At 72.4% G+C, this 20,651-nt stretch carries 23 protein-coding genes; 16 read left to right on the top strand and 7 right to left on the bottom strand.

What is annotated here, in order from left to right; translation table 11 throughout:
* Positions 1–31: 31 nt before the first annotated feature.
* Positions 32–1,003: an aldo/keto reductase gene (locus ACNQOV_RS13680; protein ID WP_416395110.1), complete on the bottom strand. Its 972-nt coding sequence runs from the start codon at positions 1,001–1,003 to the stop codon at positions 32–34.
* 120 nt (positions 1,004–1,123) lie between these two features.
* Here ACNQOV_RS13680 and ACNQOV_RS13675 point away from each other — a divergent pair, with 120 nt between their 5' ends.
* The gene (locus tag ACNQOV_RS13675; protein ID WP_031263032.1) at positions 1,124–2,092 is read left to right on the top strand and encodes a beta-ketoacyl-ACP synthase 3; all 969 of its coding nucleotides are present in this window, start codon (positions 1,124–1,126) and stop codon (positions 2,090–2,092) included.
* Positions 2,093–2,220: 128 nt separating this feature from the next.
* Here the strand turns inward: ACNQOV_RS13675 and ACNQOV_RS13670 are convergent, their stop codons facing one another.
* Complete coding sequence (locus ACNQOV_RS13670) at positions 2,221–3,141, bottom strand: hypothetical protein (RefSeq protein WP_416395108.1); 921 nt, start codon at positions 3,139–3,141, stop codon at positions 2,221–2,223.
* Between the two features lie 169 nt (positions 3,142–3,310).
* Here ACNQOV_RS13670 and ACNQOV_RS13665 point away from each other — a divergent pair, with 169 nt between their 5' ends.
* On the top strand, positions 3,311–3,778 hold the full coding sequence (locus tag ACNQOV_RS13665; protein ID WP_416395106.1) for a hypothetical protein: 468 nt from the start codon (positions 3,311–3,313) through the stop codon (positions 3,776–3,778).
* Between the two features lie 28 nt (positions 3,779–3,806).
* Here the strand turns inward: ACNQOV_RS13665 and ACNQOV_RS13660 are convergent, their stop codons facing one another.
* The 5 genes from ACNQOV_RS13660 to ACNQOV_RS13640 all read right to left on the bottom strand — a co-directional run bounded on the left by ACNQOV_RS13660 (position 3,807) and on the right by ACNQOV_RS13640 (position 8,170).
* On the bottom strand, positions 3,807–4,727 hold the full coding sequence (locus ACNQOV_RS13660) for a hypothetical protein (RefSeq protein WP_416395104.1): 921 nt from the start codon (positions 4,725–4,727) through the stop codon (positions 3,807–3,809).
* Positions 4,728–4,997: 270 nt separating this feature from the next.
* Positions 4,998–5,378 (bottom strand): flagellar assembly protein FliW, encoded by a 381-nt coding sequence (gene fliW, locus ACNQOV_RS13655; RefSeq protein ID WP_416395102.1) that lies wholly within the window; start codon positions 5,376–5,378, stop codon positions 4,998–5,000.
* Complete coding sequence (gene flgL, locus ACNQOV_RS13650) at positions 5,375–6,256, bottom strand: flagellar hook-associated protein FlgL (protein ID WP_022908040.1); 882 nt, start codon at positions 6,254–6,256, stop codon at positions 5,375–5,377. The genes fliW and flgL overlap by 4 nt, the downstream gene beginning before the upstream one ends.
* 2 nt (positions 6,257–6,258) lie before the next feature.
* The gene (flgK, locus tag ACNQOV_RS13645) at positions 6,259–7,680 is read right to left on the bottom strand and encodes a flagellar hook-associated protein FlgK (protein ID WP_416395100.1); all 1,422 of its coding nucleotides are present in this window, start codon (positions 7,678–7,680) and stop codon (positions 6,259–6,261) included.
* Between the two features lie 4 nt (positions 7,681–7,684).
* The gene (locus tag ACNQOV_RS13640) at positions 7,685–8,170 is read right to left on the bottom strand and encodes a flagellar protein FlgN (RefSeq protein ID WP_022907314.1); all 486 of its coding nucleotides are present in this window, start codon (positions 8,168–8,170) and stop codon (positions 7,685–7,687) included.
* Between the two features lie 420 nt (positions 8,171–8,590).
* On the opposite strand from ACNQOV_RS13640, the gene ACNQOV_RS13635 reads away from it, so the two are divergent.
* The 14 genes from ACNQOV_RS13635 (at position 8,591) to ACNQOV_RS13570 (ending at position 20,127) form a co-directional block, all read left to right on the top strand.
* Entirely contained in the window at positions 8,591–9,418 is an 828-nt protein-coding gene (locus tag ACNQOV_RS13635) for a sigma-70 family RNA polymerase sigma factor (RefSeq protein WP_416405910.1), read from the top strand.
* A 129-nt stretch (positions 9,419–9,547) separates the two neighbouring features.
* Positions 9,548–10,387, top strand: a complete 840-nt coding sequence (locus tag ACNQOV_RS13630) for a flagellin (RefSeq protein ID WP_402262565.1) — start codon at positions 9,548–9,550, stop codon at positions 10,385–10,387.
* Between the two features lie 90 nt (positions 10,388–10,477).
* Positions 10,478–11,875 carry a flagellar filament capping protein FliD gene (gene fliD / locus ACNQOV_RS13625; RefSeq protein ID WP_416395095.1) on the top strand — a complete coding sequence of 466 codons (1,398 nt, stop codon included), beginning with the start codon at positions 10,478–10,480 and terminating at the stop codon, positions 11,873–11,875.
* 10 nt (positions 11,876–11,885) lie between these two features.
* Positions 11,886–12,362: a flagellar export chaperone FliS gene (gene fliS / locus ACNQOV_RS13620; RefSeq protein ID WP_402262571.1), complete on the top strand. Its 477-nt coding sequence runs from the start codon at positions 11,886–11,888 to the stop codon at positions 12,360–12,362.
* The gene (locus tag ACNQOV_RS13615) at positions 12,352–12,636 is read left to right on the top strand and encodes a hypothetical protein (protein ID WP_416395092.1); all 285 of its coding nucleotides are present in this window, start codon (positions 12,352–12,354) and stop codon (positions 12,634–12,636) included. The genes fliS and ACNQOV_RS13615 overlap by 11 nt, the downstream gene beginning before the upstream one ends.
* A gap of 576 nt (positions 12,637–13,212) precedes the next feature.
* Entirely contained in the window at positions 13,213–13,557 is a 345-nt protein-coding gene (locus ACNQOV_RS13610; protein WP_416395090.1) for a flagellar basal body rod protein FlgB, read from the top strand.
* The gene (locus ACNQOV_RS13605; RefSeq protein WP_022907321.1) at positions 13,554–13,949 is read left to right on the top strand and encodes a flagellar basal body rod protein FlgC; all 396 of its coding nucleotides are present in this window, start codon (positions 13,554–13,556) and stop codon (positions 13,947–13,949) included. The genes ACNQOV_RS13610 and ACNQOV_RS13605 overlap by 4 nt, the downstream gene beginning before the upstream one ends.
* Positions 13,949–14,302: a flagellar hook-basal body complex protein FliE gene (fliE, locus tag ACNQOV_RS13600; RefSeq protein WP_416395088.1), complete on the top strand. Its 354-nt coding sequence runs from the start codon at positions 13,949–13,951 to the stop codon at positions 14,300–14,302. Before ACNQOV_RS13605 ends, fliE begins: the two co-directional genes overlap by 1 nt.
* Entirely contained in the window at positions 14,302–15,963 is a 1,662-nt protein-coding gene (gene fliF / locus ACNQOV_RS13595; protein ID WP_416395086.1) for a flagellar basal-body MS-ring/collar protein FliF, read from the top strand. The genes fliE and fliF overlap by 1 nt, the downstream gene beginning before the upstream one ends.
* Positions 15,960–17,009, top strand: a complete 1,050-nt coding sequence (gene fliG / locus ACNQOV_RS13590) for a flagellar motor switch protein FliG (RefSeq protein WP_416395084.1) — start codon at positions 15,960–15,962, stop codon at positions 17,007–17,009. Before fliF ends, fliG begins: the two co-directional genes overlap by 4 nt.
* Entirely contained in the window at positions 17,002–17,637 is a 636-nt protein-coding gene (locus ACNQOV_RS13585; RefSeq protein ID WP_416395082.1) for a hypothetical protein, read from the top strand. Before fliG ends, ACNQOV_RS13585 begins: the two co-directional genes overlap by 8 nt.
* The gene (locus tag ACNQOV_RS13580; RefSeq protein WP_416395080.1) at positions 17,634–18,986 is read left to right on the top strand and encodes a FliI/YscN family ATPase; all 1,353 of its coding nucleotides are present in this window, start codon (positions 17,634–17,636) and stop codon (positions 18,984–18,986) included. The genes ACNQOV_RS13585 and ACNQOV_RS13580 overlap by 4 nt, the downstream gene beginning before the upstream one ends.
* On the top strand, positions 18,986–19,417 hold the full coding sequence (locus tag ACNQOV_RS13575; RefSeq protein WP_402262594.1) for a flagellar FliJ family protein: 432 nt from the start codon (positions 18,986–18,988) through the stop codon (positions 19,415–19,417). The genes ACNQOV_RS13580 and ACNQOV_RS13575 overlap by 1 nt, the downstream gene beginning before the upstream one ends.
* The gene (locus tag ACNQOV_RS13570) at positions 19,414–20,127 is read left to right on the top strand and encodes a C40 family peptidase (RefSeq protein WP_416395078.1); all 714 of its coding nucleotides are present in this window, start codon (positions 19,414–19,416) and stop codon (positions 20,125–20,127) included. The genes ACNQOV_RS13575 and ACNQOV_RS13570 overlap by 4 nt, the downstream gene beginning before the upstream one ends.
* Positions 20,128–20,651 lie beyond the last annotated feature (524 nt).

Here is a 20,651-nt window from a genome sequence, read left to right as displayed (position 1 = left end):
GTCGCGTCAGCGACGTGGTGGTGTCAGTGCGTCACCAGGCGTAGTCCTCCGGCGAGGTCTTGTGCCCCGGGAAGATCTCGTCGAGCCGGTCGAGGGCACGCTGGTCGAGGCGGATGTCGACGGCGCGGACCGCGGACTCCCACTGCTCCATGGTGCGGGGACCGGTGATCGGCGCGGTGACACCGGGCTGGTGCAGCAGCCACGCGAGGGCGAGTTCACCCGGGGTGTGCCCGAGCTCCTTGGCGAAGGACTCGTAGGCGGTGAGCTGGTCGCGGTGGCCCTCGACGTACTCGGCACTGCGGCCGGAGAGTCGGCGGGAGCCGTTCTCGGTCTTCTCGATCACGCCGCCGAGCAGACCGCCCTGCAGCGGCGACCACGGGATGACGCCGAGGCCGTACTCGCGCGCCGCCGGCAGGACCTCGCGCTCGATGTCGCGCACCACGAGGTTGTAGATCGACTGCTCGCTGACGAGACCGAGGGTGTTGCGGCGCTGGGCGGCCTCCTGCGCCTGGGCGATGTGCCACCCGGCGAAGTTGGACGAGCCGACGTAGAGCACCTTGCCCTGCTGCACGGCGACGTCGATCGCCTGCCAGATCTCGTCCCACGGCGTCGCACGGTCGACGTGGTGGAACTGGTACAGGTCGATGTGGTCCGTCTGGAGGCGCTGCAGGCTCGCGTCGAGGGCCTGGCGGATGTTGTACGCGCTGAGCTTCCCGCCGTTCGGCCAGTCGATCATGTCGCCGTAGACCTTCGTCGCGAGGACGGTCTTGTCGCGACGGCCGCCGCCCTTGGCGAACCAGCGGCCGATGATCTCCTCGGTGGCGCCCTTGCCCACCGAGCCGCCGTAGCCGTTCGCGGTGTCGAAGAAGTTGACGCCGAGCTCGTGGGCCCGGTCCATGATGGCGTGCGAGTCGTCCTCGCTGGTCTCCGGGCCGAAGTTCATGGTCCCGAGCACCGCTCGTGAGACCGACAACCCTGTGCGGCCGAGGTGTGTGTAGTCCATGTCCCCGGTCTACGCGATCGACGGCGGGTGTGGCAGGCCCTGGGAGTACCGGCCTCCCGGCGGTCCCGTGCATGCCGCGGCGGGCATGCGGCCGTCGGTCGGGGGAGTAGCGTGCCGATCGTGAACACCCCAGCACTCCGTGGCAGCCGGATCCTCGGGTTCGGCCACCACCAGCCATCGCGCATCCTGACCAACGACGAGCTCTCGACGATGGTCGACACGAACGACGAGTGGATCCGCACCCGGACCGGGATCGAGACCCGGCACATCGCGGGCCCCTCGGACACCGTGACGTCCATGGCGATCGAGGCGGCGCGGAACGCCCTCGCGGACGCCGGTGTCGACCCCGCACGGGTCGGACTCGTCATCGTCGCCTCCACCACCCACCGCGACCGGGCGCCGTACACGGCCGGACGCGTCGCCGCGGCACTCGGTCTCTCGCCGGCCGTGGCGCCCATCGACATCAACACCGCGTGCAGCGGCTTCGAGTACGGCGTCGCGCTGGCCGACCAGGCGATCCGGGTCGGGTCGACCGACATCGCGGTCGTCGTCGGCTCCGAGGTGCTGTCCGGCATCGTCGACTGGACCGACCGCTCGACGTGCGTGCTCGTCGGCGACGGGGCCGGGGCGGCCGTGCTCGGCGTGTCCGACGAGGCGCAGATCGGTCCGGTCTCGTGGGGGAGCGTGCCGCACCTGCAGGAGGCGGTCCTGGTCTCCGGCGACCCCGAGCGCTTCACCCAGGAGGGTCGCTCGATCTACCGCTGGGCGATCACCGAGGCCGCCGACCACGCCCGGGCCGCGGTGGCCGCCGCGGGCCTGACGATGGACGACATCGGCGTGTTCGCGTTCCACCAGGCGAACCTGCGGATCATCGAGCCGCTCGTGCACGCCCTCGGCGGGGAGTCGAAGTTCGTCGTCCGGGACGTCGTCGAGTCCGGCAACACCTCGGCGGCGAGCGTGCCGCTCGGGCTGTCGAAGGCGTGGGCGCGGGGGGACCTCCCCGAGGGGGTGCCGGCGCTGCTGTTCGGGTTCGGCGGCGGGTTCGCGCACGCCGGGCAGGTCGTGACGACGCCGGTGCGCGGGCGCTGAGACGGGATGCGGCCGACGCGGGCGGAACGGTCGCTGCGGGACCGGTGACGGACGGGAGGCGCGGTGCCAGCGAGCACCGCGCCTCCCGTCATCGGTCCCTGCGGTTGGTCGCCGGTGCGGTCCGGCGGTCAGTCGCTGGCGCGGTCCGGGGTGTCGGCCCAGAGGTCCTCGCGGCCCTTCCTGCGGCCGATCGCCCGCCGCTCCTTCGGGGCCTTCGCCTGCTTGGGTTCCTTCGTCGGCTTCGGTTCCTTCGCCTGCTTGGGTTCCTTCGTCGGCTTCGGCTCGAGGACGATGGGGAAGTGCGCGGGGGGCACACCGAACCCGGTCCGCGAGGCCTGGATCACCTTGCGTCCGAGCGCGTGGTTGCCGAGCCCGCCGACCGCCGCACCGATGCCGAACGGGAGTGCCCGCCCGACGATCGTGGTGCCCTGCCGTGCAGCGAACCGCTTGATGAACTGGTCGCGGACCTGCCCGCCGATGCCGTTCACGACCTGCTTCGGGAGCGACGACGTCACCATCTCGCCCCAGAACGCCGTCCGCACCTGTCCACCGGCGATCTGTCCGGCGAGCTGGTTGATGAGCTGCGTCCCGGGAGCGCCGAGGATCATCGCCATGACGAGCATGCGTGCGCGTTCGGGGTCGTCGAGGGCGATCCCGTGCACCTCGGTCACGGACTGCGCGAAGAGCGCCGTGGTCTCGAGGAAGCCGACCGTCTCGACGCCGCTCAGCCCGAGTGCCGCCGCCATGCCGACGCCGGGGATCACCGCGCTCGCTCCGACGGCGGCGCCGCCCGTGGTCACCGCCGCGAGGTACTCCCGTTCGAGGATCTGGATGATCTCGGCAGGCGACGACCGGGGGTGCCGACGGCGCAGGGCACGCACGTGCGCCACCACGACGGGGCGCTGCACGCTGAGCACCCGGTCGAGCATCTTCACCCAGCCCGTGGGGGACTGCTGCTCGGGGGTGCGCGCGTTCGGGTCGTTGGGGGTGGAGGCCACAGGCGATGCCGGCAAGGGCACGATCGCCTGGTCCTTCTGCTCTCGGGCCATGGAGACGACGGTACGCCGGACGCATGGGAGGCTCGTCGGATGACCCCTGCACGACCACTGGACGACGCGCGCCTGGCTGCCGGCTTCCTGACGCCCGACGACGTCGCGGCCCTCGCGCCCGACGTGCTCGTCCTCGACCCCTCGTCGGTGCTCATCGGTCGAACCGGGGGTGGTCCTGTACCCCGGCACGGTCCTCGAGGGTCGTGGCACCGGAACCGTGGTCGTGCGGTCCGGCGCCCGCCTCGGACCGGGCCCGGTGACCGTGGTCGCCGACGGCGCGGACGTCGAGATCGGTCCCGCGGAGCTCGGCCCCGGCTCGGTCACCGTCGTGGCGACCGACGCCGCCGACGTGGTCATCGAGCCGGGAGCCCGGTTGTCCGGCGGCTGTCTCGTCGAGGGACCGGCGACGATCGGCGCCGGCGCGCAGGTGATCGGCACGGTCTCGGTCCGCGACGTCGTGCTCGGAGGCGGGGCCGACCGGCACCACCCCGACCCGGACCGACGCGGCGCCGTGGTCAAGGGTGCCGGCAGGATCCACGGTGTCCGTCTGGGTGCGGGCGACGTGGTCGTCGGGCGGACCGAGGTCTCCGGGGTCGAACGCCAGCGCGCCCACCACCCGGAAGCGCCCCGGCGCTGACCCGTGCGGCCTGGACGCACGCGACTCATCAGCACGGGATCCCCGCCCGCCGCAGCTTGGTCCGCACCCGCTCGGAATCCATCAGGTCCGCCCAGGTCAGCCGGACGACGGCGCGGACCTCGGGGAACGACCGCACGAAGTCCTCGCGCTGCTTCTCCTGCCAGTGGGCGTCGGCCGTCGTCCGCCCACCGAGCATCGTCGGGTCCTCGTACTTCCCCCGGCCGTCCACCTCGACGACCACGCCGTGCCCGGGGAACCAGAAGTCGACGACCGCGGTGCGTTCCCCTGGGCGTCGGAAGGCGTGCTGCTGCACGGGGTCGGGCACGCCGAGCTGCCGGAAGCGGACCCGGCAGACGGACTCGGCGGGCGACCCGGACAGCGCGGATCCCATCCCGATCGCCACCGCTGCCTTCGTCCGTCCCTTGCGGAGCGAGAGTGCCTCGCGCTCGAGCGCGATGGCGGTCGCGAGTCCGCGGCTGAGCACGTGGTCGACGACGGGCAGCGAGTGGAGCAGCGGTCGTGCCGCAGTCAGGTCCACTGCGGTCCGGGCCGCGTCGGTCGCGGCGATGTCGTCCGCCCGGTCGACCGTCCGCGGCGGTCGGTGCTCGGAGCCGTGTCGCACGAACCACGCCGTGACACGGGTGTTCGGGGACGTCGGATCGCACACGTGCACCTTCGGTGGCCACGGGCCTGTGAACGGGAGTCCGAGCACGGCACACGCGGACTCGTGCGACACCGCGTCGCTCGGTCGTGCGCGGTGGATCGAGGCCCGCACCAGGACGTGGTGCCGTTCCTCGGGGAGGAGATCGTCCAGTGCGCCCTGTTGCACGAGCACGCCAGGTCGGATCCGGATCAGCTGCCCGCGGAGGACAGCCCGTTCGAGGTGCCGCCGTTCGGCGCTCGGGAGCCCGGTCGTGCGGATGATCTCGATGTCGTCTGCTCTGCTCACCCCGCCAGGCTCGCGGTAGCGACGGTCACGTCGGTCACGGGATGACGGATCCGTGGAGAACCTCGTGCGTCGATCACCCTGTGGAGGACCGAGGGCGATTCGTACGTCTACATCGACCGACAAGACACCCGTGGTTCGTCAAGCGTGATGTCGCTTCATGCACGTGCATCTCATGCGTGCGCAGGTTGCGACGAAGCACGCGTCGATCGACCAACGCGGTGTCGAAACACGCGCGCAACCCGGCACGGCGCCCAGCGCTACGGCAGCGCGTCAGCGCCGGGCGAGCTCGGCGCGGAGCGGCAGGTCCTGGTCCTCGAGGATGAGCTGCGCCCCGACCGACGTCCGGGCGTTCACGACGATCGGCGCGAGCAGGTTCACCGTGGTGCCGCCGTCCTCGTCGCCACCGCCGGGGTTCGCGACGACGAGGAGCATCGCGTCCTCGGGCGCGGTCAGCCCGAGCCCGGTCGCCTGCTCGTCCGTGAGCTCCGGCGCGTACGACGGCAGGTGCACCGCGGCGTCGAGCACGAACAGGCGGGCGTCGTCGCCGACGAGCGTGAACAGCCCCTCGGCACCGTCCACCGGCGTCAGCACGAAAACGGGAGCGGGTGCGAGGCCGAACGGCGGGACGGCGAAGGTCAGGTCGATGCTCATCGGAGGTAGTCCATCAGGGTCGGCTGCAGGACCTTCGCGGTGACGGCGAGGGCTGCCTGGTAGTTGGTCTGCTGCACCTGCAGGTCGAGGACGGCCTTGGCGAGGTCCTTGTCCTCGATGCCGGCACGCCGGTTCTCGAGCGACACGGTCGCGCTCTTCAGCGAGTCCTGGGCGGTGAGGGCCGCGGCGTGCCGGACGCCGACGTCCGCCTGCACCCCGCGCACGGTGGCGAGCGCCGCGTCGACGTCGTTGATGCGGGGGTTCACGTTCACACCGTTCTGCAGGTCGCCGACGATCGAGTCGATCATCGCGAAGACGGAGGAGGAGCCGGAGCCGAACACCGCGGTGCCGGACGTGTCGACCCGCACGGTGCTGCCGTCGCCGATGCGTCGCGTGACGTCGGCCCCGGAGGAGGCCCACCCGGTCGCCGGGTCGTACACGGTCGACGCCGTGGACGAGCCGGCGAACACCGAGCGGGTGCCGTAGGTCGTGTTGGCACGCGCCTCGAGGTCGGACTTCAGCGACTGGAACTGCGTCACCAGTGCGTCGCGGTCGGTGTCGCTCATCGTGCCGCTGTTCGCCGCCTGCACGGTGAGGTCCCGCACGTTGTTGAGCACCGAGTAGACGCTGGACAGGGCGCTGTCGGTCGTGGCGAGCCAGCCGGCGGCGTCGTTCGCGTTGCGCGTGTACTGGGCTGCGGCGGCCTGTTCCTTGCGGACCTGCATGGACGACGCGGTCCCGACCGGGTCGTCCGACGGTCGCTGGATGTTCTTCAGCGTGGTGGCCTGCTCGGTGAGCTGGGCGACCTTCGCGGCACCGGCCTGCAGCCGGGCACTGGCCGAGGCCATCGACATCTGGGTGGTCACACGGGTGATCACGGTCAGCCCCTCCCGACGATTCCTGTGCGGTTGATGATGGTGTCGAGCATCTCGTCGACGGCGGTCAGGACCCGCGCGGCGCCCTGGTACGCGTGCTGGTAGCTCAGCAGGTTGACGTTCTCCTCGTCGAGGTCCACGCCGGCACTCGACTGCTGCTGGGTGCGCGCGTTCGTGAGCGCCAGACCCGTCAGCGTCGATTCCGACGCGGCCGACCGGGAGGCGCTGCCCACGCCCGCCACGAAGGTCGCCCAGGAGCGGTCCGCGCCGTCGGTCGCCGCGCCGAGTCGCGAGAGGGCGTCGGCGAACGAATCGTCGAGTTCCCCCGCCGCGTTCCGCGTCGCCAGACCGCTGGCGTCGGTCGGCACGACGGCGAGGCCCTGCGCCGCCGGGACACCGGCGGTGAGCGCGAAGAACGGTGCACCGGTCGTGCCGGTGGGCGTCGTGCCGGTGGCGTGCACGGCGTTGACGGCGGTCGCGAGCTTCGTCGCGACCTGGTCGTACGAGGCGGAGGCCTCGGCGAGTGCGCCGCCGGTGCCGTTCGCCGTCGCCGGGGCGAGGAGCGACAGGTTGCCGCCGATCGAGCCGCCGGACAGTGCGACCGCCCCGGCCGAGCCGGAGGTCCAGGTGAGGGTGACCGCGGCGCCGTCCGCCATGCGCTGGCCGCCGCCGAGTGCGACGGATCGGGCGTCGGTGCCCTGCACGATCGCGTTGCCGCCGATGAGGACGTCGACCGTGCCGTCGGTGTTCTGACGGACCGTGCCGCCGGCGAGCGAGGCGATCTGCTGGGTGAGCTGGTCGCGCTGGTCGAGCAGCTCGTTGGCGTTGCCGCCGGAGGCGAGGGCGGTCCGGATCCGGCCGTTCAGGTCGGCGACCTGCGACGCGGCGTCGTTGAGCTGCTGCACCTGGCCGTCGACCGTGCCGCGAACGGTCGTCCACTGCGCGTCGATCGCCTTCGAGCCGCTCGCGAGCGCACTCGCCACGGTCGTCGCCGCGCCGATCACGGCACTGGCGGCACCGGGGTCGTCCGGGTGGCTGGAGAGGTCGCCCCACGACGACCAGAAGGCGTCGAGCTTCGCCGAGAGGCCGTCGTCGCCGGGCTCGTGCAGTCCGTCCTCGAGCGCGCCGAGCGCGGTGGCGCGGGCGTCGGCGTAGGCGGACGACCCGGAGGCGACCCGCACCCCGGCGTCGAGCGTCAGGGACGCCAGGCGGGCGATGCCGTCGACGGACACGCCCTGGCCCGCGAGCGCTGCGGTCCCGCGCATGAAGCCGGTCTGGGCGGCGGGGATCGACGACTGCGAGACGCGCTGCCGGGTGTACCCGGCGGTGCCGGCGTTGGCGATGTTCTGCCCGGTGACGTCGATGCCGGCGCGGGCGGCGGCGAGGCCGGAGTACGCGGTGGCGAGGGATCCGAAGGTGCTGACCACGGTGCTACAGGGTCCCCTCGAAGAGTCGTGCGCCGTCCGACCCGGAGCCCGATGCCCCGGAGGCGTCGTAGGTGGCGGCTCCGGTGACGGACCCGGCGAGGGTCTCCTCGGTGGCCTGGGCGGCGGTGCGGAGGAACCGGTCGTTCTCGTCGCGGAGCGCCCCGATCTGGGTGGTGAGCTCGACCATCGCGGTGAGGTGCGCGGCGAGGATCTCTCCCCACGGCCCGTTCGGCGCGGCGGCGACGACCTCGCGGAGGGGTGCGTCAGCGGGGACGCCCCACTCCTCGGCGACCTCGGCGCTCGACGCGGCGCGCTCGAGACCGGTGCTGCGGAGGCGCTCGAGGACCTGCTCGACCTCACGGCTGGCGTGCGAGACCCAGCGGGAGCGCCCGGCGGCGAGGAGCAGCTGCTCCTCCTCGAGCTTGAAGGTGAGCAGCTCGAGCAGTTCGCGTTCGCGCCAGAGCACGGCGGACAGTTCGTTCACGCTCATCAGCTCCTCCCGGTGGGTGTGTCGGTCATCCTGCGGACACCGGGACCTATCGGGTCGCGGGTGCCGGGCGTAAGCACCGACCTGGTGACTGCGTGTGCCGGACACGAGCCGCGCCTCCTGGCAAGCACCCCATCGGGGGACAAGAACGGGCGTTCCCAGGCCGGGGTCCCCCCAAATGCCGACCGGGAAAACACCCTCTCACCCCCGCACTGGGGACGGTTGTGCACCCACTCAGGGCTTTGCCAGCCGATACATTCGAAGCGCACCGCGGGGGACACCCCGCACCGCGTCGCAGGGACGCGGGAGGTGCACCACCCGGAGGGACCCGGGTGGGTCTTCGGCGTACACACCGGCCATCCGAGGCCGGCGTGCGCCGCGCCCACGGACGGGTCACGCATGTCAGGCGACCAGGGGATCAGCATGGATCGGAACGACCGCAACGCGATGATCGTGGAGCACCTCCCGCTCGTGGGCTACATCGTCGCCGACGTCCGGGCGCGTGCCACGCACCTCGACCGCGACGACCTCGCCGCCGTCGGGTCGCTGGCCCTCGTCGCCGCGGCCGAGTCCTTCGACCCCGACCTCGGCGTCCCGTTCGGCGCCTACGCCCGCACCCGCATCACCGGTGCCATCGCGGACGACATGCGCTCCGCCGACTGGGCGTCGCGCGGCACCCGGAAGCGGATCCGCGAGACCCTCGCCACGCAGGAGGCGCTGTCGGCCCGGCTCGGCCGGAGCGTCGGTGTGCAGGAGATCGCGGACGCGATGGGCGTCGACCGCCAGACCGCCGCGGACGCGATGAGCGACGCGGCTCGGACCGTGTCGCCGATCGACGAGACCGTGCACGACACCCTCGCCGCCGACCTGCCGCTGCCGGGCGAGGACCTGCTCGAGGCCGAGAAGCGCCGCTACCTCCGCGCCGCCGTCGAGGCGCTGCCCGAGCGGATGCGCTTCGTCGTCGAGAACGTGTACTTCGGCGACCGGTCGGTCACCGAGGTCGCCGCCGAGCTCGGCATCACCCACTCCGCCGTGTCGCAGCAGCGCTCCGAGGCGATGCGCCTGCTCCGCGACGGACTCGCCGCGCACTACGGGGACGAGGGTGTCGTCGCGCCGCCGGCCTCGAAGACCACCGCCGCCCGGCGGAGCGCCTACCTGGCGCGGGTCGCCACGAACGCCGCAGCGGGGGTGGCGCGGGCGGTGCACGACGCCACGGCCGCCCCGGCCGCCCCCGTCGTCGCGGTCAGCTAGCCGTCGGCGAACTCGTCGTCCGACGAATTCCGCCGATTCCCTAACGGCTCCGGCCGACCGGCCGAGAGTCATCCATGTCAGCCCACGGACGGGCAGACGTACGACCCAGATTTCACGGAGGAAACCACCATGGGTATGTCCATCAACACCAACCTCTCGGCACTCAACACGTACCGGAACCTGAACTCGACGCAGAACGACCTGTCGAAGTCCCTCGAGAAGCTCTCGAGCGGCCTCCGCATCAACCGTGCTGCCGACGACGCGGCCGGTCTGTCGATCTCCGAGGGGCTGAAGTCCCAGGTCGGTGGCCTCACGGTCGCCGCCCGCAACGCGCAGGACGGCATCTCCGTCGTGCAGACCGCTGAAGGTGGCCTCACCGAGACCCACTCGATCCTCCAGCGCATGCGTGACCTGGCCGTGCAGGCCGGCAACGACTCGAACAACGCGGACTCCCGCACGGCGATCTCCACCGAGGTCACCGAGCTGTCCAAGGAGCTCACCCGCATCTCCCAGTCGACCAACTTCAACGGCATCAACCTGCTCGACGGCTCCGCCGGCACCGCAGGCGTCCTGAAGTTCCAGGTCGGCGCCAACGGCGACGCAGCGAGCCAGATCGACGTCGACCTGTCGGGCGCGAACGTCTCGACCGTGGCGACCGCCGTCACCGGTCTCGACTTCACGACCGCCACCGGCGCGCAGAGCGCGATCACCACGATCGACGCGCAGATCAAGAACGTGTCGACGGCACGTTCGAACATCGGTGCCATCCAGAACCGCTTCGACCACGCCATCAACGTGACGAACGTGGCCAAGGAGAACCTCACCGCTGCCGGTTCGCGCATCACGGACGTCGACATGGCGGAGGAGATGGTCAAGTACACGCGCGATAACATCCTCAGCCAGGCCGGCACGTCGATGCTCGCGCAGGCGAACCAGAGCACGCAGGGTGTGCTCTCGCTCCTGCGCTAGCAGTGCTGACGCCGTCGTCCGGGATCGTTCAGGTACCCCGGGCGGCGGCGTCGTCCGCACCCTTCCACCCCGTAGCGGCAGGAGCCATCGATGTCGTCCGTCTCATCGGCCAGCAGCCTCGCGATCGACGGCCTCGTCAGCGGCCTGAAGACCACCGACCTCATCAACTCCCTGATGAGCGTCGAGGGCGTCCCGCAGACGCTCCTCAAGAACAAGCTCACGTCCACGAACTCGTTCATCTCGTCACTGCAGACGATCAACGGGTTGGTGCAGACCCTCGCGACCAACGCGAAGGACGCGGCCAAGGCCACCTCGCTCGACCTGTTCACGGCGACGAGCTCCTCCGCCGGGGTCACCGCCGTCACCGGTGCGAACGCCGCCGCGGGGTCGCTCAGCTTCACCGTCGGGTCGACCGCGTCCGCCCAGGTGGGCGTGACCGCCGCGATGGCCACCTGGTCGTCGGCCGCCGAGCCGATCACACTCGTCGGGTCCGACGGCACGAAGACGACGGTCACGCCGGCGTCGGGCTCCCTCGACGACACCGTGTCCGCGATCAACAAGTCCGGTGCGGGCGTCACGGCGACCCGGGTCGCGGCCGGCACCGACACGGACGGCACGAAGCTCTACCGCCTGCAGCTCACCTCGTCGAAGTCCGGTGCAGCCGGCGCCTTCGAGGTGTACCGCGGCACCGCCGACGAGGTCACCGCCGGCACCGCGACGAACGTCCTCACGCAGACGGGTGCCGCCGTGGTCACGCAGGCGAAGGACGCCAGTGTGACCCTGTGGGCCGGCACCGCGGCGGCGCAGACGGTGACGAGCACGACGAACACGTTCACCGACCTCGTCCCCGGGGTCAGCGTCACCGTGACCCAGCCCACGACCGACCCGGTGACGCTGACGGTCGCGCAGGACACGACCAAGGCCCAGGCCGTCGCGTCCGGGCTCGTCGACGCGATGAACGCCGTCGCCGCCTACTACCGCTCGAACACCGCGGTCACGAGCACGACCAGTGCCACGACCGGCACCACCTCGACCACCGCGGGGGTGCTCTCCGGCGACGGCACCACCCGCGACGTCGTCCAGCGGCTCGCCAGCACCATGTCCGCGCCGGTCGGTGGGAAGTCACCGTCGTCGATCGGGATCTCGATCACGAAGGACGGCGACTTCACCTTCGACGCCGACGCCTTCCAGAAGGCCCTCGCGACCGATCCGGAGGGCACGCAGGCGATGCTGACCGGCGTCGCGGCGAACGTCGGCGCGGCGGCCACCTCGGCGTCCGACAAGTACGACGGGTCCATCACCACCGCGATCACGGGGCAACAGGCCGTCGCGAAGGACCTCAACACCCAGATCGACAGCTGGACCGACCGGCTCACCTCGCGTCGCGCAGCGCTGCAGACGATGTACGCGAGCCTCGAGACCAGCCTCAGCAAGCTCCAGTCCCAGTCGAGCTGGCTGGCGAGCCAGCTGGCGTCGACGACGAGCTGACAGGAACCCCATGAACGCCTTCGACCTCCAGTCCGCCGCCTTCCGGCAGGCGGCCCAGCCCCGCACCGTCACGGACCAGCGCCGTGCGCAGTACACGAACGAGGCCGTCCTGTCGGCGACGCCGGCGCAGCTCGTCACGATGCTCTACGACCGGCTGCTGCTCGACCTGCACCGCGCCGAGGCCGCACAGACGACCGCCGACTGGGAGGCCGCCCGCGAGCAGCTCCTGCACGCGCAGGCCATCGTCGGCGAGCTGTCATCGACGCTGAAGATCGACGTGTGGGACGGCGGCGAGGGACTGCTCGCGATCTACAACTACGCGTCGACGTCGCTCATCACCGCGAACGTGCACCGGGACGTCCAGGCCACCCGCGACTGCATCCGGATCCTCGAGCCGCTGCGGCAGTCGTGGCACGAGGCCGCCGCGGCGATCCCGGCAGCGACCGCGGTGCAGCAGCCGACCGGTGGAGCGCTCGGTGTCGCCTGACGCGGAACGCCGTGCCGCCTGGGAGGCCGTGCTCGACGCACTCGAAGCCGACCTGACGGCGGACGGCGACGTACGGTGGTCCGAGCCGACCGCGCTGGGACCGGTGCCGCGGGAGCTGGTGGGGCGTGCCTCCCGGCTGCTCGCCGCGCAGCGCGACCGGATCGCGACGCTCGAGGGGGACCGCCGGGCGACGCTCGACCACCTCGGTGCGCTCCGTGCGGTGGACGCGACGCGCGAGCCGCGGGGCTCGGTGTACCTCGACGCCTCGGCTTGAGGCCGCGGGGGGCGCCGGGCGCCGGGTCGGGGCCGTCCGACCCGGAACGACAACATCGACGTCGTACGACGTCGGCTGTGTCGTTCGGGCGCGCGTGCAAGTTCGGGCGTGTGCAACGGGTGACGTTGTCGGTGTCGTACGACGTCGGCTGTGTCGTTCGGGCGCGCGTGCAAGTTCCGGCGTGTGCAAGATGGCGCGGGCGCAACGGTCGACATGACCGACGTCGTACGACATCGGCGTTGTCGCTCGGAGGCGCGGGCAACAGTGCGCGCGTGCAACCGGCGACATGACCGACGTCGTACGACATCGGGGTTGTCGCTCGGAGGCGCGGGCAACAGTGCGCGTGCGCAACCGGCGACACGGTCGATGTCGTACGACATCGGCGTTGTCGTAACGAGTCGGCTCGCCCGCCCGCCCCCCACCCGCCCCCCGTTCGGGGCGACCCCTAACGCGCCCCACGGCCCGGCCGACAGCGCCCGGTGAGCACGGATCGCTCACCAGTTCGGCCACGGATCGGCCACCGCCATCGCGCGACGTCACCAGGGGGTGGCGCGCACACCGAGGGGACGGTCCACCGTGTTCGATTCCGTGACGAGCGTCGCACTGCAGAGTGCGCTCGACGGCCTGTCGATGCGGCAGAAGGTGATCGCGAACAACATCGCGAACATCAACACGCCGAACTACCACGCCGAGAAGGTCCAGTTCGAGGACGCCCTCGCGAAGTCGATCGTCGACGGGAACGGCGCCACCACGCCGACCGTCGCGCGGAGCCTCGAGCCGACCAACACGAACGGGAACAACGTCAACCTCGACGAGGAGACGCTCTCGAACATCGACACCGTGCTGCGGTACCAGTTCGCGACGCAGGCGATGAACTCCGAGCTCACCAGCATCCGTGCGGCGATGCGGACCACCTCGTGACCACGTTCGACGCGATCGGCATCGCGAGCACCGGCATGACCGTGCACCGCAAGTGGCTCGACGCCGTGTCCGACAACATCGCGAACGTCAACACCGTGAAGTCGATGGACGACACCGCCTTCCAGGCCCGCTACGTCGAGGTCCAGGAGGGCAACGGCGTCTCCGGCGCCTACGTCAAGGGCGCCGCGTTCGGCAGCGCCGCCGGCCGGGTGACCTACGACCCGGACAACCCGCTCGCGAACGCGGAGGGCTACGTCCGCATGCCGGACATCGACCTCGGCACGCAGATGGCGGACCTCATCATGGCCCAGCGGGGCTACCAGGCGAACGCCGCCGTGGTCGACCGCGCGAAGACCGCCTACGAGGCGGCCCTGCAGATCGGGAAGAACTGATGCCCATCGACGCCGTGAACGGTGTGACCACCAACGCGATGACGAACGCGATGACGAGCCTGAGCGGCACGTCCAGCGACGTCGGCACGAGCGCGACCAGCGGAGTCGCGGCCACCGGCGCGACGTCCGACGGCAGCGGGTTCGCCGCCAGCCTCGGCAACGCCGTCGACGGCCTGCAGCAGCTGCAGAGCGACTCGAAGACCCTCGCCCTGAAGGCCGTCACCGGCAACCTCGACGACATCCACGACGCGACGATCGCCGCCACCCGCGCCCAGGTCACGCTCGAGCTCGTCTCCGCCGTCCGGAACAAGGGCGTCGACGCCTTCAACGAGATCATGAGGATGCAGGCCTGATGCCCGTCGCCGTCAAGGACCTCTTCGGACGTCTCGCCGCCTACGTCAAGGGCTTCAGCGCCGCCCAGCGGACCATCGCGATCCTCGTCATCGCCGCGCTCGTGCTCGGCGGCATCGCGCTCGCGAGCTGGCTCGGCAAGGCGTCCTACGCGCCGCTGTTCACCGGCCTGGCGGCGGCCGACGCGGCGAGCGTCACCGACCAGCTCACCACCGACGGTGTGCCGTTCCAGCTCACCGACGGCGGCGCGACGATCCTCGTCCCGCAGGGCTCGGTGTACTCCGAGCGCCTCAAGGCCGCGTCGAACGGGCTGCCGGCGTCGAACGAGGGCGGCTACTCGCTGCTCGACAAGATGGGCGTGACGAGCTCCGAGTTCCAGCAGGACGTCACCTACAAGCGTGCGATGGAGGGCGAGCTCGCGAAGACCATCGGCGCGATGGACGGCGTCCAGACCGCGACGGTGCAGCTCGCGATCCCGGAGAAGACCGTGTTCGTGTCCGAGGAGAAGGACCCGACCGCGTCGGTGTTCATCGCCACGAAGAACGGCGCCGAGCTGTCCACCGACCAGGTCCAGGCGATCGTGCACCTCACGAGCGCCGCCGTCGAGGGCATGCAGCCGACCGACGTCTCGGTCGTCGACGCGAAGGGCCAGACGCTCTCCGCCGTCGGCACCGGCGCGACCGGCAGCGGGGCCGACCAGGCGGCCGACTACGACGCCGCGACGAGCAAGAAGATCCAGGACCTGCTCGACACGACCCTCGGCGCCGGGAACGCCAGCGTCGTGGTGTCCGCGACCATGAACCAGAACTCCGGCACGCGGACCTCGGAGTCGTACACGACGCCGACGACCGGCCCGGTGGCCCTGAACGAGTCGTCCTCGACCGAGCAGTACGGCTCGGGGTCAGGCGCGTCCTCGGGGGCGACGGGCGTGCTCGGTCCGGACAACATCGCGGTGCCGAACGGCACGGCGAGCTCCGGCACGGACGGGTACACGAACGAGTCGGCGACGAAGAACAACGCCGTCGACCACACCACCGAGACGACGCAGCTGCCGGCCGGCGGCCTCTCGCGGCAGACGATCTCGGTCGCCCTGAACTCGAAGGCGAACGCCGTGCAGAACGCGAACCTGCAGAGCATCAACGACCTCGTGGCCGCGGCCGCCGGCGTCGACCAGACCCGCGGCGACCAGGTCCGCGTGGCGATGATGGACTTCGACACCAGCGCCGCCGACAAGGCGACGAAGGCGCTCGAGGCCCAGCAGCAGGCCGACCAGCAGGAGGCCCTGTGGTCGTCGATCCGCACCGCCGGCATCGTCGTGGGGGCGCTCCTCGCCCTCGTCGCGATCATCGTCTTCCTCGCGCGCCGCAGCCGGAAGCAGGAGCGCGAGGCGGTCGACCTCGGCGAGCTCGACGCGTTCTCGGGTGAGACCTTCCAGCTCCCGCTCGCCGTGGACGGCGCGGACCGCAGCCCCCTGCAGGCCGGGGACGCCCCGACCGTCGCGCTCCCGACCATCCCGCACGACGACTCGCCCACCGAGGTCCTCACCACCGAGGAGATCAGCGCCGAACGGCGTCGACAGGACATCTCCGCCCTCGCCGAGCGGGACCCGAAGCGCACGGCCGAGCTCCTCCGCGGACTCCTCGACGACCGGGCACCGGTGTGAGCGCGCTCGTGCCGAGCGCCGGCGGGACCGGCGCGGGCGACCGTGCCCTGACCGGCGCGCAGAAGGTCGCGCTCATCCTCATGCAGATGGAGACCGAGCGCGCGGCCGAGGTGATGAAGCAGTTCACCGAGATCGAGGCCGAGGAGATCTCCGCCGAGATCGTCCGGATGCGCCGCGTCGAGGACACCGTCGTCGACCGCACCCTCACCGAGTTCCACCGGATGACGCTGAGCGGCCGCACGCAGAAGCGCGGCGGCAAGGAGACCGCCCTCGGGCTCCTCGAGGCGTCGTTCGGTGCCGAGCGCGCCGCCGGCGTCATGGACCGGCTCGCCTCGAACCTCGCGGGGCAGTCCTTCGACTTCCTCGACGACGCCGAGCCCGGGCAGGTCGTCACGCTCCTCGAGGGGGAGCTCCCGCAGACCATCGCCCTCGTCCTCGCCCACCTGAAGCCGGCGCAGGCCAGCGCCGTGCTCGCCGGGGTGGACGAGCGCGCCCGAACCGACGTCGCCCAGGCGTTCGCGACCATGGGGAGTGCGACCCCGGAGGCCGTCGGGATCGTCGCCGGCGTCCTCCGGCAGCGCGCCGGCGCCGTGGTGTCCCCGCGTGAGAGCGTCGAGGTCGTCGGCGGCATCGCCCCGCTCGTCGACATCATCAACCGCTCGGACGTCGCCACCGAGAAGGCCGTCCTCGACGGGCTCGAGGCGCGCGACCCGGAGCTCGCCGAGGACATCCGCTCCCGGATGCTCACCTTCGAGGACATCGTCAAGCTCGAGTCCCGCGACATCCAACAGGTGCTCCGCGGCATCGACTCGAAGCTCCTCGCGACCGCGATGAAGGGTGCCGCCGCGCCGGTCGTCGAGACGATCCGCGCGAACGTCTCCGAGCGCAACCGCGAGCTGCTCGACGACGAGCTGCAGGCCATGGGCCCCGTCCGGGTCTCGCAGGTCGAGGAGGCCCGCGCCGAGGTCGTGCGGTCCGTCCGCGAACTCGAGGCGCAGGGCGTCATCACGGTCCACCGCGCCGAGGAGGACGAGCTCGTTGACTGAGTCGATCGTCCAGCGCGTCGCGTTCCCGGTGATCGGGGACTCCGCCGCGAGCGCGCGCGCGTCGAGCGCCGACGTGCGCGGCCACGCTGCCGGGTACGCCGCCGGACTCCGGCAGGCGCAGGCCGAGACCGACGCGCTGCGCGCCCGGCTCGAGTCCGAGCACGCGGCCCGCGCCGCCTCGATGCAGGCCGACACCGCGCGCCGCATCGCGGTCCTCGACGCCGCGACGAACGCGATGCTGTCGCACGTCGCGCCGGTCCTCGACCAGGCCGAGCAGTCGGTCGCGGTCGCCGCCGTCGACCTGGCCGAAGCCGTCGTCGGGTACGCGATCCGCGCCTCCCGAACCGCGGACCCCGCCGGTGACGGACGGGAGGCGCGGGTCGTCCCCGGCGCGCAGGCGACCGTCGAGCGGGCGCTCGCGGCCGTCGACCGCACGGTCGCCGTGGCCGTCCGGCTGAGCGTCGCGGACGCCGCGCGCGTCGCCGACCTGGACCTGCCGGTCCCGGTCGTCGCCGACCCGTCGCTCGTCGACGGCGACGCCGTCGTCGACCTGCCGGAGGGGTTGCTCGACGCGCGGATCGCCACGGCGCTCGACCGCGCCCGCACGGCGCTGGGGGTGGCACCGTGACGGCGACGCTCCTGCGCCCCCGCGGGCTCGACGAGGCACTCCGGCAGGCCGCTCCGCAGCGCGTCGGGGTCGTCACGAGCGCCGTCGGCCTCGGCCTCACGATCGCCGGACTCGACGCGCACGTCGGTGAGGTCGTCTCGCTCGGCGTCGAGGGTGCACAGCAGACGCTCGTCGAGGTCGTCGCGACCGACTCCTCCGGCGTCCGCTGCATGCCGCTCGGACGCCTCACCGGTGTGACCGCCGGCACGCCCGCCCGGCCCACCGGTCGACCGGTGCTCGTGCCGACCGGCACGGCACTGTTCGGGCGCGTGCTCGACGGGCTCGGACGCCCGATCGACGACCGCGGTCCGCTCGTCGGGGTCGGCGGCGAGCCGGTCGCGTGGGTGCCGCTCGACCACGAGACGCCGAACGCGATGGCTCGCACGCGCATCGACACCCCGATGCAGCTCGGCGTCCGCGTGCTCGACACCCTCACCACGGTCGGGCGCGGGCAGCGCATGGGCCTGTTCGCGGGCTCCGGCGTCGGCAAGTCCTCGCTGCTGTCGATGATCGCCCGGGGGAGCGACGCCGCCGTCAACGTCATCGCGCTCGTCGGTGAGCGTGGACGCGAGGTCCGGGAGTTCCTCGAGGACGACCTCGGCCCCGAGGGCCTGGCCCGCTCGATCGTCGTCGTGTCCACCTCGGACGAGCCGGCGCTCATGCGGCTGCGGGCCGCGTTCGTCGCCACCCGCATCGCCGAGTCGTTCCGCGACGCCGGCCAGGACGTCGTGCTGATGATGGACTCGCTCACCCGCGTGGCGATGGCGCAGCGCGAGATCGGGCTGTCCGTGGGGGAGCCGCCGGCGACCCGGGGGTACCCGCCGTCGACGTTCTCGGTGCTCGCCGGGCTGCTCGAACGGGCCGGGACCGACCGGGTCGGCAGCGTCACGGGCCTCTACACGGTGCTCGTCGACGGCGACGACCACAACGAACCGATCGCCGACGCCGCCCGGAGCATCCTGGACGGGCACGTCGTGCTCGACCGGAAGCTCGCGATCACCGGCCACTTCCCGTCGGTCGACGCGCTCGGCTCGGTGTCCCGCGTGGCCTCGAAGGTGACCACGCCCGGACAGCGCGGCGCCGCGACGGCCCTCCGCACGGTGATGGCCGCCCGGAAGGCGGCGCAGGACCTCCTCGACGTCGGTGCGTACCAGCGCGGCACGAACCCGCTCGTCGACGCCGCCGTCGACCACCAGGACGCGATCGACGGCTTCCTGCGGCAGGGCATGGACGAGCGCGCCACCGCGTCCTCGTCGTGGCGCTTGCTCGACCAGCTGGTCGCCAACCTCGGCGTCGGAGGTCGTGCCTGATGGCCCGCCGCTTCCCGCTCGCCGGGCTCCTGCGCCTCCGGCACGCCGAACAGGACCGTGCCGCTGCGGCGCTCGCGACCGCGAACGAGCGGGTACGAGACGCCGCCGACGCCCGGATCGCCGCGCGCCGGAACCTCGCCGACACCGAGGGGACGCAGCACGTGCAGGACGCCGCGACCCTCAGCGCCGTCGCCGCGGCCCGTGCCGCCACCCGGGGGATGCTCGAGGAGCTCGACGCCGTGGTCCGGAACCGCCGCGCCGACGCCGACCGGGCGCAGGACGACTACACCGCCGCACGCCGCTCGGCCCTCGGGCTCGAGAAGCTCGAGGTCCAGCACGACCAGCAGCAGGTCGCCGACGAGCTCCGCACCGAACAGAACGCCCTCGACGAGATCGCGGCACGCAGCCGCACGGAAGGTGGTGCCCGATGAGCGTGGACGCCGTGCTCTCGCGGATCTCCGTGATCCGGACCCAGATCGATGCCCTGCGCACCGGGACGACCGCCACGGCGGCGACCTCGCAGACCGCGGGTGCCGACACCTCCAGCGCCTTCGCCGACGCGATGGCGACCGCGACCGGGACCGGGACGACCGGCACCGCGGCGACCGCGGCGACCGCGGCGTCGTCGACCGCTCCCGCGACGTCGGTCGACGCCGGCACGGGGACCATCGCGACGGGCAGCGGCGCGACCGGTGCCGACGTGGTGGCGGACGCGAAGAAGTACCTCGGGGTGCCGTACGTCTTCGGCGGCACCACGACGAGCGGCATGGACTGCTCGGGGCTCGTGCAGACGGTGTTCAAGGACCTCGGGGTGACCATGCCCCGTGTCGTGCCGGACCAGGCGAAGATGGGCGTCGAGGTGGGGTCGCTCAAGGACGCCCAGCCCGGCGACCTGATCGTCCCGAAGGGCGAGGGCCACGTCGTCATCTACGTCGGCGACGGCAAGGTGCTGCACGCGCCGCGACCGGGCAAGGACGTCCGGATCGTCGACAACTGGTACAAGGACTCGGACATCGCCACGATCCGACGCATCGTGCCCGCGCAGGCGTCCGCCACGATCGCGACGTCCGCGGCGTCGGGTGGGACGGACCTGCAGACGGCGGCGCTGCTCTCCCTGATGCAGTCCGGGAGCGCAGCATGAGCCTGACGATCAGCACGCAGCCGGCCGCCCCGGCACCCGCTCGCACCGGGTCGTCCCCACCGGCCCCGGCGTCCGCCGACTCGTTCGGCGCCGCGCTGGCCGCAGCCGGGTCCGGGACAGCCGGCACCGTCGCGGACGGCGACCGCCGCACGGCACCGTCCGACGCACGCCGTCCGGCACCGCACGGGACGGACCGGGACACGCGTCCCACGACCTCGCCGGCCGGACGACGACCGACGGGCGACACCCCGACCGACGACGCCGCGACCGGTCCGGTCTCGGGCGGGACGACCGGTGGTGCAGACGTGACGCCGACCGCCGACCCCGCTGCGACGGTGGCCGCACTCGTGGCGTCCGCCGCGGCGGCCCCGTCCGCCGGGGGGGCGGGGGGGGGGGGCCGCCCCCGCCGGCGCGGGGGGGGGGGGGGGGGGGCGGGGGGGGGGCGGGGGGGGGGGGGGGCCCGGCCCCCCCCCCCCCCCCGGGCGGGGGGGGGGGGGGCCCCCCCCCCCCGCCCCCCCCGGCCC

Source organism: Curtobacterium sp. LFS084 (genome assembly GCF_047977705.1).
Lineage (GTDB): Bacteria > Actinomycetota > Actinomycetes > Actinomycetales > Microbacteriaceae > Curtobacterium.
The sequence above is the reverse complement of the archived record's forward strand: the minus strand, read 5'-3'. Positions and strand labels throughout refer to the sequence as shown.

Coding starts and splice junctions, on each gene's coding strand:
- fliW (WP_416395102.1), bottom strand. CDS start 5,378: ATGAGCATCGACCTGACCTTCGCCGTCCCGCCGTTCGGCCTCGCACCC.
- ACNQOV_RS13575 (WP_402262594.1), top strand. CDS start 18,986: ATGGCCCGCCGCTTCCCGCTCGCCGGGCTCCTGCGCCTCCGGCACGCC.
- fliD (WP_416395095.1), top strand. CDS start 10,478: ATGTCGTCCGTCTCATCGGCCAGCAGCCTCGCGATCGACGGCCTCGTC.
- fliE (WP_416395088.1), top strand. CDS start 13,949: ATGCCCATCGACGCCGTGAACGGTGTGACCACCAACGCGATGACGAAC.
- ACNQOV_RS13635 (WP_416405910.1), top strand. CDS start 8,591: ATGGATCGGAACGACCGCAACGCGATGATCGTGGAGCACCTCCCGCTC.
- ACNQOV_RS13670 (WP_416395108.1), bottom strand. CDS start 3,141: ATGGCCCGAGAGCAGAAGGACCAGGCGATCGTGCCCTTGCCGGCATCG.
- fliF (WP_416395086.1), top strand. CDS start 14,302: ATGCCCGTCGCCGTCAAGGACCTCTTCGGACGTCTCGCCGCCTACGTC.
- ACNQOV_RS13570 (WP_416395078.1), top strand. CDS start 19,414: ATGAGCGTGGACGCCGTGCTCTCGCGGATCTCCGTGATCCGGACCCAG.
- fliS (WP_402262571.1), top strand. CDS start 11,886: ATGAACGCCTTCGACCTCCAGTCCGCCGCCTTCCGGCAGGCGGCCCAG.
- ACNQOV_RS13680 (WP_416395110.1), bottom strand. CDS start 1,003: ATGGACTACACACACCTCGGCCGCACAGGGTTGTCGGTCTCACGAGCG.
- ACNQOV_RS13630 (WP_402262565.1), top strand. CDS start 9,548: ATGGGTATGTCCATCAACACCAACCTCTCGGCACTCAACACGTACCGG.
- ACNQOV_RS13640 (WP_022907314.1), bottom strand. CDS start 8,170: ATGAGCGTGAACGAACTGTCCGCCGTGCTCTGGCGCGAACGCGAACTG.